This window comes from Mycobacterium cookii, assembly GCF_010727945.1.
Classification (GTDB): domain Bacteria; phylum Actinomycetota; class Actinomycetes; order Mycobacteriales; family Mycobacteriaceae; genus Mycobacterium; species Mycobacterium cookii.
Genome location: NZ_AP022569.1, coordinates 4826559 through 4840193, shown reverse-complemented (window position 1 = coordinate 4840193; position 13635 = coordinate 4826559). Strand labels below are relative to the sequence as shown.

The window sequence follows — 13635 nt, the reverse complement described above, 5'->3', positions numbered from 1 at the left end:
CGGCGGGTCCAAGCCGGGCTGGCACCATCGACGCGTGACCCGCCTGCACGTGCACCGCTACGGCCCGACCGGTCCGCTGCGGCTGCTCGCGCTGCACGGTCTGACCGGACACGGTAAACGCTGGGCGCCGTTGGCGACGCAGCACCTGCCCGAGATCGCCGTTGCCGCACCCGATCTGATCGGGCACGGCCGATCGACTTGGGATGCGCCGTGGACCATCGAGGCCAACGTCGCCGCGCTCACCGAGCTGATCGAGCGCGATGCTGAGCGGCCGGTCGTGATCGTCGCGCACTCCTTCGGTTGCGCGCTGGCGATGCATCTGGCCGCCGCACATCCCGATCAGGTGGCGGCACTGGTCCTGCTCGATCCCGCTATCGGGTTGGACGGCGGATGGATGCGCGAGATCGCCGACGCGATGCTCGCGTCCCCTGATTACGCCGATCCCACCGAGGCCCGCGCGGCCAAAACCAACGGCTCCTGGGCGGACGTCGACCCTGCCGTGGTCGACGACGAGCTCGACGAACACCTCGTTGCGCTGCCGGGTGGGCGGTACGGCTGGCGGATCAGCATGCCCGCGATGATGTCGTATTGGAGCGAGTTGGCGCGCGATATCGTGTTGCCGCCCAACGGTATTGGAACTACGGTCGTGCGCGCCGCATGGACGTCGCCGTGCTATGTGACCGAGCGGCTGACCACTGCGCTGGCAGAGCGCCTGGGCTCCGACTTCCGGCTGGCGACGTTCGAATGCGACCACATGGTCGCAGAGACCAAGCCGGCCGAAGTCGCCGCGCTGATCCGTGAGCGGATGATCTGACCATGGCGCCGGTGACCGACGATCAGGTCGAGCGGGTGCGCGCGCTGGTCGCCTCGATCCCAGCGGGCCGGGTGTCGACCTACGGCGATATCGCTTCTTTCGCAGGGCTTTCCAGCCCGCGCATCGTCGGGTACATCATGCGCATCGACTCGCTCGACCTGCCCTGGCATCGGGTGATCACCGCATCGGGCCGCCCCGCAAAGCATCTCACCACACGACAGCTGGAATTGCTTCGGGCAGAAGGGGTTCTGGCGAGCGACGGCAGGATCCCGCTCGACGAGGTCCGCTACCAGTTCCCGGACTAGAGGATCAGTCGCACCAGCGCGGCGGTACGGGCCAGACCCGGGAATGCCGCCGCCGTCGACCGCGGGTGCAATGCGTGAACAGCAAGCCGGAACATCAACGCGCGCAACAACATCTGCGGCCACTCCGGCAGCGCGTTCCAGCGGTCGATGAGACCTTCGTCGGCCTCACCCCACGACAGCGCATCGACGACGACCACTCCGGCCGCCCATGAGGCGGGCCGCCAATACGGGGTGATGTCCGTGATTCCCGGGGCGGCAGCGCCCGCGAACAGCACCGTGCCGTAGAGGTCGCCGTCCACCAGCTGGTTGGGGCTCTTGGTCGGGCGACGCAGCCCGGCAAGCTGATTGATCAGGTCGACCGAGCGCTGCCCATCAGCGGTGGGCGATGCGGTGCGGGCCGCGGCAGGCACCGACTGCAGCGGTCGTTCCTCCCACGCCGCGCGGTCGGCGGCGATGAAGACGTCGACGTCGGCCCACGGCGCGGTAGGGCCCTGGGTCAGGAATCGCGGCCGTTCCAGTTTGCCGGTCGCCTCGTGCAGCCGAACGGCCGCCGACACCACCTCGTCGTGACGAGGTTCGGGTTGGCCGGCCACGAAAGTGTCTGCTCGCCAACCGGAGACAACGTAGCGCCCGTCGGTCGATCGCACCGGGCGGGCCAGCCGCACACCGTCGACGAACAGCGTCTCGCGGACCCGGGCCGACCAGGCGGCGCGGGCGTTCTCGGCGACCATCGAGAGCACCACTTCGCCGCAGCGCCAGCCGCCTTCCCAGGCTGCGCCCAGGGGTATCGGTTGTACACCGCTCAAACCGAACGCCGATAGCACGTGCTCCGGCGGCGGCTCGACACTCACACGGGTAGCCTAATCTGGCCCAGCGAACTCTCGGGATCCGACACGAAGACCCGCAATTCCGTCGCGGATCAGTACATCACCATGTCGGGCTGCATCTGCTGCGCCCAGGCCACGATGCCGCCTTGCAAGTGCACCGCGTCGGCAAACCCGGCGTTGCGAACCGCCACCAAGGCCTCCGCCGAGCGCACACCGGTCTTGCAGTACAGCACCGGCGTCCGGTCGAGCGGCAGCTTCGCCAGACCCTCCGCGGAGCTGATCAGGCCTGTCGGGATCAACTGGGCGCCCTCGATGTGGTTGATGTCCCATTCGACTTGCTCACGCACGTCGATCAGGGCGACCTTCTGGCCAGACTCCAGCAGGTCACGCAGTTGGCGCGGCGTGATCGCGCCCGTGTCGGCGGGGTCTGCGGCGGCCACGCCACCGAATTCCTGGTAGTCGGCCAGCTCGGTGATCCTCGGCGCCGCCGGGTCTTTCCGAACGGCGATGGTGCGATAGCTCATCTGCAGGGCGTCGTACATCAGCAACCGGCCCAGCAGCGGCTCCCCGATGCCGGTGATCAGCTTGATCGCCTCGGTGCTCATCACCGACGCGATCGACGCGCACAGCACGCCCAGCACACCGCCTTCGGCGCAGGACGGCACCAGGCCCGGCGGCGGCTCATCCGGATAAAGGTCTCGATAGTTCAGGCCGCGACCCCCGGGAGCGTCATCCCAGAACACCGACGCCTGACCGTGGAAGCGGTGGATCGACCCCCACACGTAGGGCTTGCCGGCGAGCACGGCGGCGTCGTTGACCAGGTAGCGAGTGGCGAAGTTGTCGGCCCCGTCGACGATCAGGTCGTACTGCGTGAACATGTCGACGGCGTTGTGCCGGTCGAGCCGCACCTCATGCAAGCGGACCTCGACCAGCGGGTTGATCTCGGCGATCGAGTCGCGCGCGGACTGCGCCTTGGACCGGCCGACGTCCGAGACACCGTGGATGATCTGGCGCTGCAGATTCGACGCGTCGACGACATCGTCGTCGACGATCCCGATCGTGCCGACGCCGGCCGCCGCCAAATACAGCAGCGCCGGTGCGCCGAGTCCGCCCGCGCCGACGACCAGCACGCGCGCGTTCTTGAGCCGCTTCTGCCCGTCGGCACCCAGATCGGGGATGACGAGATGGCGGCTGTAGCGGGCGACCTCGTCGCGGGTCAGCTCCGCTGCCGGCTCGACAAGCGGTGGAAGCACTCCACCGAGGTTAGACCTGCCCGGGTTAGGCGATCGGGTACGGCCAGGGATTGAACCGGCAGGTCTTACCGTCCGGCTTGACGAATTCCGGGTCGAACTTCGCGTTGTCGTCGTCGGACGTGGAGAAGGTCTGCTGCATCATGATCGGCGCCAGGCCGCCCGGCTTGTCGCAGGGTTCGTGCCGCAGGTAGCCGATGGCGTGGCCGACCTCGTGGTTGATCAGATACTGCCGGTAGGAACCCACGTCGCCTTGGAAGGACAGCGCGCCGCGCACCCAGCGCGCCTCGTTGATGAAGACCCGCGGCTCGACCCCGGCCCCGTAGGACGGGTTGTAGCAGGACGTCTCGAGGGGGAATTCGTACCCGCACCCCTCGCGAACGGTCATCGGTGAGCTGAGCGAGATGCGGATGTCGGGTTTGCTCTTGTCGTTCGCGTCGATCCTGACGAACGCGAACTGCGCGTCGTGGACCCAGCTCTTCGGGTTGGCCAGCGTCTGATCGACCATCGCGGCGAACGCGTCGTCACCACCGAACGCGGTGGGGTCCACACCGTTCTCCACCTCGACGGTGTATTTGAACACCTTGGCGGTGCCCTGACCGATCTGCGGCGTGCCGCCCGGAACGACCTGCCACGACTTGGCGCCCGCTCCGGTGAACGGGCCGCCGTTGGGCAGCATTCCGGTCGGCAGGCTGGCATCGAACTGGGTCAGCCCGCGGGGCGGGGCATCGATGATCACGGTGCCCACGGCGCCGATTTTCGGCGGGCCCTGCACCGGTTGTCCGGACGCCGGCGCGGACGCGCTCGTGCCGGTGACCGTTTGGTAGAGCACCACGCCCGTGATGGCGACCAATGCCGGTAGCGCGTAGGCCCGCCAGCCGTAGGTGGACACAAAGCGTCCCAGCCAACTCTGCTTGCGCCACCGAGTGTTGTCCCGATTCGACCGGACCCGGCCCGCGCCTCCCCATGCCAGCGGGTCCCGCTGGGCGCGGAGCGGTTCGCGCCAATCGTCACGAAGGACCGGCGTCCGGTTGCCCCCGCGCCGGTCGGGGTCGTAGGTCACTTTCACAGGATTGCACAACAGCCGCTAGCTGGGACTCTCGGCGCGCCAAGAGGCAATCGCACGACGTCGAGATGCCGACATTCAGAGCGTAGGTGACGATTGTGCACGAGAGTCGGTAGTAGTGTCGGTGCGATTAGCCGCGTATCGCCTGTACCGGCGTAGACATCAGATTGAGGACTCGATGAGCGACCTTGCCAGCGCCAGCGGACGGAGCGGGTCCAAGCCCGCCACCTCCTCTCGCCGCGGCAATCGGCTGCCTCGTGACGAACGCCGAGGCCAATTGCTCATCGCCGCCAGCGACGTTTTCGTCGACCGCGGCTATCACGCCGCAGGCATGGACGAAATCGCAGAACGCGCTGGGGTTAGTAAACCCGTTCTCTACCAACACTTTACGAGCAAGCTCGAGCTGTACCTCGCGGTCTTGCAGCGGCACGTGGAAAATCTGGTGTCCGGTGTGCGCCAAGCCCTTCGCACCACCACCGACAACCGGCAGCGGCTGCGGTCTGCGATGCAGGCCTTCTTCGAGTTCATCGAGCACGACAGCCAGGGTTACCGGCTGATCTTCGAGAACGACTACACCACCGAGCCTCACGTCGCCGCGCAGGTGCGAGTGGCTACCGAATCCTGCATCGATGCGGTGTTCGACTTGATCAGCGCCGACTCCGGATTAGACCCGCACCGGGCGAGGATGATCGCGGTATCGCTGGTGGCGCTCAGCGTCGACTGCGCCCGGTACTGGCTGGATTCCGACCGGCCGATCTCCAAAGAGGACGCCATTGACGGCACTGTGATGTTCGCCTGGGGCGGACTGTCACACGTGCCGCTCACCCGCTCTTAGCGGCGTGGCTTCCGATTCCGAAACCGACCTTGCGCGCGTCCGCGACACCGATTTCGACGTAGGCGATCTTGGCGGAGTTCACCACGAAGCGACGGCCTTTGTCGTCGGTCAGGCCGAGCACGTCGGAGCCCTTGGCCAGCGCTGTGGTGACGAGTTCCTCGACCTCACTGGGGGTTTGCGGACTGGTAAAGACCAGTTCGCGCGGGCTGTCCGTGATACCGATCTTGACCTCCACGTCGGCCCCTTCCCAGTTGCTCGGTAATCGTGCTCCGTCATGCAGGCTAGTGGACGCCATGCCGACGATGCAGAGCGCGTAGCGCTCTGAGGACGAGCAGGGCAAGAAAACCCCGCCATACCGACGATGCAGAGCGCGTAGCGCCCTTCAGAGGAGCAGGGCAAGAAAACCCCGCCATACCGACGATGCAGAGCGCGTAGCGCCCTTCAGAGGAGCAGGGCAATCAGACCAGGCTTGGGTGGAGTGCTGAAAGCCGGTCGGCACCAACGATTCGCGAGGTCGTGCTACGGCGGGCCGACGTTGGCAAATCGTGACCTGACACGCGCGCATGCAGACAGGCCGTCCGGTGTCACATCGATAACATTTGCACCATCAGTACCACGAAATACCTGGGTGACGACCTCCAGGACTACCCCGAGGACGCCGTCGACGACATCTACGCCGACGGCGATGACCTGTTCGGCTCCGTCGACCAACGCTGGCGCCCGATCGCGGCCATCGCCGGGATCGTCTTCGTCCTCGCCGTCATCGCCAGCGTGGTGATCGTCAACGGCGGCGACAGCGCCTCGACCTCGGCCACCGTCGTGGTGCCGCCGAGCCGCAGCATGACCGCAACGCCGCCGACGACCCTGCCGCCGGAGACCATCACCACCGTCGCGCCGCCGCCACGGCAGCCCGGCCCGACCGCCACCAGCACCGCGCCGGACACCCCGCCCCCGGCACCCGTCCCGCCACCGGACGTATCGCAGCGCACCTTCACCTACCGAGTGACCGGGACCAAAGGCCTGCTGGACCTCGTCTCGATCGTCTACACCGACGCGCAGGGCGCACCGCAGACCGATTTCAACGTGTCACTGCCGTGGTCGCGAACCGTCGTGATGAACCCGGGAACCGAGATCCGGTCCGTCGTGGCGACAAGCCTGACCGGCCATCTCAACTGCTCGATCACCGACAGCGTCGGTCAGCCGATCTCGATGTCGACCAGCTCGGCGATGATCGCCACCTGCGCGCGCTAGGCCGCAGGGCCGCTAGGCGAGGCCGAGCTCGCGGATCCGTTCGTCATGCGTGCGCTGCAGGCGATCGAAGAACCCGGCGAGTTGCGTCAGGCCGTCGGTCTTCGAGATCACCAGGTCGACCAGTTCGTCGTGTTCGGCCAGCACATACTGGGCCTGCGTGATCGCTTCGCCGAGCAGACGGCGTGACCACAGCGCCAGCCGGCTGCGTTGCTTGGTGCTCTTGGTCACCGCGGCGCGCACCTCGGCGACGACGAACTGGGAGTGCCCGGTTTGCGCCATCACGGCGCGCACCACGTCCGCGACGTCGTCCGGCAGCACGTCGGCGATTTCCAGGTAGAAGTCGGCTGCCAGCGCGTCACCGATGTACGTCTTCACCAGCGCCTCGAGCCAGGTGCTCGGCGTGGTCAGCCGGTGGTAGCCGTCCAGCGCGGAGGCATACTTCGAAATCGTCGGCACCACGTCGACGCCACGGCTCTCCAACGCGTCGTGCAGGAGTTCGTAGTGCGCCATCTCGGCGGCGGCCATGCTGGCCATCGAGATCCGGCCACGCAGATCCGGGGCCATCTTCGCTTCTTCGGTTAGTCGGTAGAACGCCGTGACCTCGCCGTACGCCAGCAGCGCGAACAATTCGTTGACGCCGGGATGATCCGCAGGCAGCCGCGACGAAGGCGGATCGGCCAGCTGGTCACCCGGCGAAAGCGGAGTCATGCCGACCACTCTAGGTGTGCTTCATTGGCGCCCGCTGTGCACGGCAGGCCCGCCAACTCGGGTCTTGAGGCGTTAACAGCTATGATTGCCACGGGTACTGGCAATAGATCCCTATCGCTGCTGCCCAAGCAATGTGCGTGCACGCAGTTGGCCCGCCTCACTCAGTGCAGGGCCCCCGCGAATCGGCAACGTATTCGACAGTCAACTGGTGCGCGCTTGACCGCAACGATTGACCAATCGAATACGAAACCGAAAGGCGTACGTGCTTAGCGCATGACCCCACTTATCGCACCTAACCGTGCTGCATCCGAATCCACCTTTGCCGACCTCGGCATCCGCCCCGAAATCGTCCGGGCACTCAGCGAAAAAGGCATCGAGCATCCCTTCGCCATCCAGGAGCTCACGCTGCCACTCGCCCTGACCGGCGACGACCTGATCGGCCAAGCCCGCACCGGCATGGGCAAGACCTTCGCGTTCGGTGTCCCGCTGCTGCAGCGGATCACCACTCCAGGCGCGGATCGCCCGCTCAACGGCATTCCCCGGGCCTTGATCGTCGTGCCGACCCGCGAGCTGTGCCTGCAGGTGCACGGCGACCTCGCGACCGCGGCTAAGTACCTGAGCGCCGACGAAGGCCGACCGCTGTCAGTGGTGTCCATCTACGGCGGCCGGCCGTACGAGCCCCAGGTCGAGGCGCTGCGCGCCGGCGCCGACGTGGTCGTGGGCACCCCGGGCCGGCTGCTCGACCTGGCTCAGCAGGGCCACCTGCAGCTTGGTGGCCTGTCGGTGCTGGTCCTCGACGAGGCCGACGAGATGCTCGACCTGGGCTTCCTGCCCGACATCGAGCGGATTCTGCGTCAGATTCCCGACGTGCGGCAATCGATGCTGTTCTCGGCGACCATGCCGGATCCGATCATTACCCTGGCCCGCACCTTCATGAACCAGCCGACCCACATCCGGGCCGAGGCGCCGCACTCCTCCGCGGTGCACGACTCCACCAAGCAGTACGTCTACCGCGCACACGCCCTCGACAAGGTCGAACTGATCAGCCGGGTACTGCAGGCCCGCGGACGCGGCGCCACCATGATCTTCACCCGCACCAAGCGGACCGCACAGAAAGTCGCCGACGAACTCGCCGAGCGCGGTTTCGCCGTCGGCGCGGTGCACGGAGACCTCGGCCAGATCGCGCGCGAGAAGGCGCTCAAGGCATTCCGCACCGGCGGCATCGACGTGCTGGTCGCCACCGATGTGGCGGCGCGCGGCATCGACATCGACGACATCACCCACGTGATCAACTACCAGATCCCCGAGGACGAGCAGGCCTACGTCCACCGCATCGGCCGGACCGGACGCGCCGGTAAGACCGGTATCGCGGTCACCCTCGTCGACTGGGACGACCTGGCTCGCTGGACGATGATCGACAAGGCGCTGGGCCTGAGCTGCCCGGATCCGGCAGAGACCTACTCGAACTCGCCGCACCTGTACGTCGAACTCGATATCCCCACCGGAACGCAAGGCTCCGTCGGCACCGCGCGCAAGGCTCCGGCCAAGCGTGCCGCCTCGGAATCCCGCAACGGCGACCAACCCGCCCCGCAGCGCAACACCGACCGGCAGCGTCGCCGCACCCGCGGCGGCAAAGCGGCGACGGGCCACCCCGCGGCCGGCGTCAACGGCCAAGCCGAAGGCGAGGCGCCGGCAGCCGACGCACCGTCCGGTGACGGCGCACGCCCCGCACGCCGTCGCCGTCGTCGCCCCCGCAAGTCAGCGGGCGCGACCGCCACCGCCAACTGATCCGACATCCCGCTGGATGGTCAAGCCGGAACGCCGAACCAAGGCTGATGTGTTGGCGGCGGCTGCGATAGCGGCGGTGGTCGCCGTGGCCGCGGCACTGATCTGGTGGAACAGCGATGCTCGCGCCACGATCAGCCGGCCGGCGACGGGGCCCGCGCCCAGCCCGAGGCTGGCCCGCGAGGTACCGGCATCGCTCAAGCAGCTCTGGACCGCACCCAACGCGCCGACCGACCAGCCCGTCGTCGTGGCCGGAACCGTCGTCACCGCCGACGGGCGTGTGGTCCAAGGGCGTGATCCGGTCACCGGCCAGGTGCGGTGGACCTACTCGCGCGACAGCGATCTCTGCGGGGTCGCCGGGGTGTACCGCTTCGCGGTCGCGGTCTACCGCGACGACCGCGGCTGCGGTCAGGTCAGCACGATCGAAGGGCCCACCGGTACCCGTGGACCCGCCCGCAGCAGCTACGCCGACCACAAGGTCACGCTGTCCTCCGACGGCACGACGGTCTTGTCGGCCGGCGACACCCGACTGGAACTGTGGCGCTCCGACATGGTCCGAATGCTCTCCTATGGCGAGATCGACGCCCGGATCAAGCCCTCCTCGAAAGGACTGCACACCGGGTGCCGGCTGACGTCGGCCGCGGCCAGCTCCTCGGCGGTGTCCGTGCTGGAGGCATGCGGTAGGCAAGCGGATCTCCGGCTCGCGCTGCTGCGCCCGAGCAAGGAGGAGGACGAGCCCGAGCGCCGTGATGTCGCGGAGCCGGGAATCAGCGAGGGCTCGGGCGCCCGGGTGGTGGCCGTGGCGGAGACCCGCACGGCGGTGTATCTGCCGGTGCCACAACCGCGCATCGACGTCGTCGACGAGAGCGGTGTGACCGTGAGCAGCACGTTGCTGCCCAAACCGCCGTCGGCGTCCAGCGTGGTATCGCGGCCGGGAAACCTGATCACCTGGTGGACCGGCGACACGGTGATGGTCTTCGATGCCTCGAATCTGAGCTATCGCTACTCGATCGGCCCGGCCGGGCACTCCGTTCCGCTGGGACCGGCGACGCTGATGGCCGGCAAGCTGCTGATCCCGGTGACCGACGGCGTCGCGATCTGCGATCCGGCCACCGGGGTCGACCAAGGCTTCCTACCCGTGAGCCGGCAGCCGGGCAGCTCGCCGGTGGTCCCCGCCGTCGCGGGTGCGCAGCTGCTCGAGCAGCGCGGCAACAACCTGGTGGCGCTGGGCTGACCTGACCGGTCAGGCGTCGATGGTGAACGTCGGCAGCGCCTTGCCCGACTTCCAGTGCTTGAGCAGCGCGTTGGCCAACTCCTGATAAGCCACCGCGCCCTTGTTCTTCCGGGCGGCCAACACCGACGAGCCCGACGCGCTGGCTTCGGCGAACCGCACCGTGCGCGGGATCGGCGGCGCCAGCACCGGCAGGTCGTAGCGGTCGGCGACATCGAGCAGCACGTCGCGGGTGTGGGTGGTGCGCGGGTCGTACAACGTCGGCAATGCGCCCAGCAGTTTCAGCTTCGGATTGGTGATCGACTGCACGTCGGACACCGTCCGCAGGAACTGGCCGACGCCGCGATGGGCCAGCGTCTCGCACTGCAACGGCACGATGACCTCGCCGGCGGCGGTCAAACCGTTCAGCGTCAGCACACCGAGCGACGGCGGGCAGTCGATGATGACGACGTCGAAGTTGTCGCCGAGTTTGTCCAGCGCACGCTTGAGCGCGTACTCGCGGCCGGCCCGCATCAACAGCATCGCCTCGGCGCCGGCCAGGTCGATGTTCGCCGGCAGCAGCGTCATACCTTCGGCGGTCTCGGTCAGGGCGGCCGAGGGCTCAACCTCACCGAGCAGCACCTCGTGCACCGACACCGCCAACTTGTCCGGGTCTTGGCCCAGCGAAAACGTCAGACACCCCTGAGGGTCCAAATCGACGAGCAGCACTCGTCGTCCGGCGTCCACCATCGCCGCACCCAGTGAGGCGACCGTCGTCGTTTTGGCTACCCCGCCCTTCTGGTTGGCCACGGCCAGCACCCGAGTGGTCATAGAGCGCGGCTCCTCTTCGTTGCGGGCGGGTTATCACTGCCCATCCTGGCATCAAACCCGTGGTGCCCGCGCGCGGATGGCCATGTGTGTCAGGCAGAATCGGTCAGCATGGGCGTCGAGAGCCACCATCTGGTGTTGTTGCGCCACGGGGAGACCCAGTGGTCCAAGTCCGGCCAGCACACCGGGCGCACCGATCTCGAACTAACCGACGCCGGCCGGGTCCAGGCCGAGCTGATTGGGCGCGTTCTGCGTGAATTGAAACTCACCGACCCGCTCGTGATCAGCAGCCCGCGCATACGTGCCCTGACCACGGCCAAGTTGGCCGGGCTCGCCGTGGACGAGGTCTCGTCCTTGCTCGCCGAATGGGATTACGGCGAGTACGAGGGGTTGACGACCCCGCAGATCCACGAATCAGATCCTGATTGGCTGATTTGGACGCACGGTTGTCCCGGCGGCGAAACGGTGGCTGAAGTCAGCGACCGAGCCGATCAGGCCGTGTCACTGGCGTTGGAGAACATGGCCTCACGCGACGTCGTGTTCGTGGGCCACAGCCACTTCTCCCGTTCGGTGATCACGCGCTGGGTCGAGCTGCCGCTGGTCGAGGGCAGCCGCTTTTGGATGCTCGCCGGCTCGATAGCCGTGTGCGGGTTCGAGCACGGCGTGCGGCAGCTCGCCGCGCTCGGATTGACCGGTCTCCCGCAGGCCATCACAGCCGGGTGAGCACCACCGAGCCGCCCTTCGTGCTGTGCGGGCCGGCTGGCGTCCTGATCGCCGAGGGCGTGACCGCGTGCTTCGACAGGGTGGCCGACGCGCAATCGGCATTGCGTTCTGGATCGGTGCCAATTGTGTTAGGCGCGTTGGCTTTTGACGTTGACGGACCGGCGGCATTGATGGCGCCGCGTGCCGTCCAGCACCGGCCCGAGTTACCCGACTGGCCGGCCGGACCGCTGCCTTCGGTGCGCGTGGCCGGCGCCATTCCGGCGCCGGAGGAGCACCGCAACCGGGTCAGCCGGGCCCGCGACCAGCTCAACGCCGCGGGGAGTTCACTGCGAAAGGTGGTGCTGGCCCGGGCTTTACGGCTGGTCGCCGAGGCGCCGCTGGACGCGCGGACCATCCTGCGCCGCTTGGTCGACGACGACCCGGCGGCATACGGCTATCTGGTCGACCTGTCGGCGGCCGGCGGCCGGTACTCGGGCATGGCCCTGGTCGGCGCCAGCCCGGAGTTGCTGGTTGCGCGCGACGGCGACCGCGTGACCTGTCAGCCCTTCGCCGGCTCTGCGCCGCGGTCCGCCGACCCCGAGCGCGACACCGCTGCCGGCGCCGCGCTCGCCGACTCCGCCAAGGATCGTCACGAGCACCAACTCGTCATCGACACCATGACCGAGGCGTTGCGCCCGTTGTGCAGCGAGCTGACTTTTCCATCGACGCCCACGCTGAGCCGCACCACGGCGCTGTGGCACCTCAGCACGCCGATCGTCGGTCGGCTGCGCGACATATCCACCACCGCAATCGATTTGATGCTTGCGCTGCACCCGACCCCGGCGGTCGGCGGCGTGCCGACCGCCGCCGCCGCCGAGCTCATCGCAGAGCTGGAAGGCGATCGCGGCTTCTACGCCGGCGCGGTGGGCTGGTGCGACAGCAGCGGCGACGGCCGCTGGGTGGTCTCCATCCGCGGCGCGCAGCTGGCCGCCGACCGGCTCAGCGCGCTGGCCCACGCCGGCGGCGGCATCGTCGCCGAATCCGACCCGGACGGCGAAGTCGCCGAGACGACAACGAAATTCCGCACCATCTTGACCGCGTTGGGAGTCGACCCGTGACCGTTCGCATCCGCCGAGCCGCCCCCGCCGACGCCGCCGCGATCACCGCGATGATCCACGGCCTCGCCGAGTTCGAACGGGCACCCGAACAATGCACCGTCGTCGAGACACAAGTCAGGACAGCGCTTTTCGATCAACCCGCGACGTTACGGGCGCACGTCGCCGAGGTGGACGGCGACGTCGCCGCGATGGCGCTGTGGTTCCTGAACTTCTCGACCTGGGACGGCGTCGACGGCATATTCCTGGAAGACCTGTTCGTACAACCGCGCTTTCGCCGTCTCGGGTTGGCCCGCGGCCTGCTATCTGCACTGGCCAAAGAATGCGTGGACAACGGCTACACCCGGTTGTCCTGGGCGGTGCTGAACTGGAACACCGACGCGATCGCGCTATATGAGTCCATCGGCGGCCGGCCGCAGAGTGAGTGGACGACTTATCGGGTGTCGGGTGCCGAGCTGGCTGAGCTCGCCGGACCCTGACCTGAGACCCAGCGCAGCGCGGCCGGACTGAATAACAGCGCCAACCCGGCGAGCGCGATCAGGCCCACCGGAATGCCGATCGCCGGCCGATGCGAGCCGACGGTCAAGTAATACGACACCGGCAACAGCAGCAGCTCGGCGAACACCGCCAGTCCCCGACCCCAGCGCCTGCCGACCAGCAGCGCCCAGCCGGCGGCCAGCACGGCTCCCCCGGCCAGCGCGAACCACATCGCGGTACCGAACCCGTTGGCCACCCGCTGATCCGCCCCGCCGATCGCCCGGAACACCAGCACCGCGGCGACGACCAAGCCCGTCGCACCCTGCACAGCGGCGATCAATCCCGCGCCGCGGACAGTCGTCGGCGGGCGCTCAGTCACCGTCTCAGCGTAACCACCGGGCTGAAAATCCCGCTCCTCCTCCGGCCGCGCCGCGGCCGGCATCGTCGCCGCTTAGCTCCCGT

At 67.9% G+C, this 13635-nt stretch carries 17 protein-coding genes; 9 read left to right on the top strand and 8 right to left on the bottom strand.

Annotation, left to right across the window (positions count from 1 at the left end; all coding sequences use genetic code 11):
- Window positions 1–34: 34 nt before the first annotated feature.
- Together G6N27_RS22765 and G6N27_RS22760 are read left to right on the top strand one after the other, a co-directional pair.
- Complete coding sequence (locus G6N27_RS22765) at window positions 35–814, top strand: alpha/beta fold hydrolase (RefSeq protein WP_232064760.1); 780 nt, start codon at window positions 35–37, stop codon at window positions 812–814.
- Window positions 815–816: 2 nt separating this feature from the next.
- Window positions 817–1119 (top strand): MGMT family protein, encoded by a 303-nt coding sequence (locus tag G6N27_RS22760; protein WP_163780346.1) that lies wholly within the window; start codon window positions 817–819, stop codon window positions 1117–1119.
- Here the strand turns inward: G6N27_RS22760 and G6N27_RS22755 are convergent.
- The 3 genes from G6N27_RS22755 to G6N27_RS22745 form a co-directional block, all read right to left on the bottom strand.
- On the bottom strand, window positions 1116–1970 hold the full coding sequence (locus G6N27_RS22755) for a TIGR02569 family protein (RefSeq protein ID WP_163780345.1): 855 nt from the start codon (window positions 1968–1970) through the stop codon (window positions 1116–1118). The two genes, G6N27_RS22760 and G6N27_RS22755, sit on opposite strands and share 4 nt — an antisense overlap.
- 68 nt (window positions 1971–2038) lie before the next feature.
- Window positions 2039–3250, bottom strand: coding sequence for an adenylyltransferase/sulfurtransferase MoeZ (gene moeZ / locus G6N27_RS22750; protein ID WP_163782210.1), 1212 nt, complete (start codon window positions 3248–3250; stop codon window positions 2039–2041).
- On the bottom strand, window positions 3225–4280 hold the full coding sequence (locus G6N27_RS22745; RefSeq protein ID WP_372512941.1) for a DUF3152 domain-containing protein: 1056 nt from the start codon (window positions 4278–4280) through the stop codon (window positions 3225–3227). Before G6N27_RS22745 ends, moeZ begins: the two co-directional genes overlap by 26 nt.
- A 160-nt stretch (window positions 4281–4440) precedes the next feature.
- Between G6N27_RS22745 and G6N27_RS22740 the strand changes: the two genes are divergently transcribed.
- Window positions 4441–5097, top strand: coding sequence for a TetR/AcrR family transcriptional regulator (locus tag G6N27_RS22740; protein ID WP_163780343.1), 657 nt, complete (start codon window positions 4441–4443; stop codon window positions 5095–5097).
- On the opposite strand, the gene G6N27_RS22735 is transcribed toward G6N27_RS22740, so the two are convergent.
- Together G6N27_RS22735 and G6N27_RS25445 are read right to left on the bottom strand one after the other, a co-directional pair.
- Window positions 5084–5332: a DUF3107 domain-containing protein gene (locus G6N27_RS22735; RefSeq protein WP_163782206.1), complete on the bottom strand. Its 249-nt coding sequence runs from the start codon at window positions 5330–5332 to the stop codon at window positions 5084–5086. The genes G6N27_RS22740 and G6N27_RS22735 overlap by 14 nt on opposite strands.
- Before the next feature lie 436 nt (window positions 5333–5768).
- Window positions 5769–5939: a hypothetical protein gene (locus tag G6N27_RS25445; RefSeq protein ID WP_232064758.1), complete on the bottom strand. Its 171-nt coding sequence runs from the start codon at window positions 5937–5939 to the stop codon at window positions 5769–5771.
- Here G6N27_RS25445 and G6N27_RS25440 point away from each other — a divergent pair.
- Window positions 5938–6348, top strand: coding sequence for an MmpS family transport accessory protein (locus G6N27_RS25440; RefSeq protein ID WP_232064756.1), 411 nt, complete (start codon window positions 5938–5940; stop codon window positions 6346–6348). The genes G6N27_RS25445 and G6N27_RS25440 overlap by 2 nt on opposite strands.
- Window positions 6349–6360: 12 nt before the next feature.
- Here G6N27_RS25440 and G6N27_RS22725 read toward each other — a convergent pair whose 3' ends face one another.
- Window positions 6361–7056 (bottom strand): ferritin-like fold-containing protein, encoded by a 696-nt coding sequence (locus G6N27_RS22725; protein ID WP_163780341.1) that lies wholly within the window; start codon window positions 7054–7056, stop codon window positions 6361–6363.
- 285 nt (window positions 7057–7341) lie between these two features.
- Between G6N27_RS22725 and G6N27_RS22720 the strand changes: the two genes are divergently transcribed.
- Both G6N27_RS22720 and G6N27_RS22715 read left to right on the top strand, forming a co-directional pair.
- Complete coding sequence (locus G6N27_RS22720; RefSeq protein WP_372512942.1) at window positions 7342–8844, top strand: DEAD/DEAH box helicase; 1503 nt, start codon at window positions 7342–7344, stop codon at window positions 8842–8844.
- Window positions 8845–8860: 16 nt separating this feature from the next.
- Window positions 8861–10075 (top strand): Rv3212 family protein, encoded by a 1215-nt coding sequence (locus G6N27_RS22715; protein WP_163780336.1) that lies wholly within the window; start codon window positions 8861–8863, stop codon window positions 10073–10075.
- 9 nt (window positions 10076–10084) lie between these two features.
- Here the strand turns inward: G6N27_RS22715 and G6N27_RS22710 are convergent, their stop codons facing one another.
- Window positions 10085–10882, bottom strand: a complete 798-nt coding sequence (locus G6N27_RS22710) for a ParA family protein (protein WP_163780334.1) — start codon at window positions 10880–10882, stop codon at window positions 10085–10087.
- A gap of 108 nt (window positions 10883–10990) precedes the next feature.
- Between G6N27_RS22710 and G6N27_RS22705 the strand changes: the two genes are divergently transcribed.
- From G6N27_RS22705 to G6N27_RS22695, 3 genes are read left to right on the top strand one after another with little or no spacing between them, the layout of a single operon-like run.
- Window positions 10991–11602 (top strand): acid phosphatase, encoded by a 612-nt coding sequence (locus G6N27_RS22705; RefSeq protein WP_163780333.1) that lies wholly within the window; start codon window positions 10991–10993, stop codon window positions 11600–11602.
- Complete coding sequence (locus tag G6N27_RS22700; protein ID WP_163780331.1) at window positions 11599–12699, top strand: isochorismate synthase; 1101 nt, start codon at window positions 11599–11601, stop codon at window positions 12697–12699. Before G6N27_RS22705 ends, G6N27_RS22700 begins: the two co-directional genes overlap by 4 nt.
- Window positions 12696–13175 (top strand): GNAT family N-acetyltransferase, encoded by a 480-nt coding sequence (locus tag G6N27_RS22695; RefSeq protein WP_163780329.1) that lies wholly within the window; start codon window positions 12696–12698, stop codon window positions 13173–13175. Before G6N27_RS22700 ends, G6N27_RS22695 begins: the two co-directional genes overlap by 4 nt.
- Here G6N27_RS22695 and G6N27_RS22690 read toward each other — a convergent pair.
- Window positions 13130–13552: a hypothetical protein gene (locus G6N27_RS22690; RefSeq protein ID WP_163780327.1), complete on the bottom strand. Its 423-nt coding sequence runs from the start codon at window positions 13550–13552 to the stop codon at window positions 13130–13132. The genes G6N27_RS22695 and G6N27_RS22690 overlap by 46 nt on opposite strands.
- Window positions 13553–13635: the final 83 nt, after the last annotated feature.

Coding starts and splice junctions, on each gene's coding strand:
- G6N27_RS22760 (WP_163780346.1), top strand. CDS start 817: ATGGCGCCGGTGACCGACGATCAGGTCGAGCGGGTGCGCGCGCTGGTC.
- G6N27_RS22740 (WP_163780343.1), top strand. CDS start 4,441: ATGAGCGACCTTGCCAGCGCCAGCGGACGGAGCGGGTCCAAGCCCGCC.
- G6N27_RS25440 (WP_232064756.1), top strand. CDS start 5,938: ATGACCGCAACGCCGCCGACGACCCTGCCGCCGGAGACCATCACCACC.
- G6N27_RS25445 (WP_232064758.1), bottom strand. CDS start 5,939: ATGCTGCGGCTCGGCGGCACCACGACGGTGGCCGAGGTCGAGGCGCTG.
- G6N27_RS22725 (WP_163780341.1), bottom strand. CDS start 7,056: ATGACTCCGCTTTCGCCGGGTGACCAGCTGGCCGATCCGCCTTCGTCG.
- G6N27_RS22715 (WP_163780336.1), top strand. CDS start 8,861: ATGGTCAAGCCGGAACGCCGAACCAAGGCTGATGTGTTGGCGGCGGCT.
- G6N27_RS22710 (WP_163780334.1), bottom strand. CDS start 10,882: ATGACCACTCGGGTGCTGGCCGTGGCCAACCAGAAGGGCGGGGTAGCC.
- G6N27_RS22705 (WP_163780333.1), top strand. CDS start 10,991: ATGGGCGTCGAGAGCCACCATCTGGTGTTGTTGCGCCACGGGGAGACC.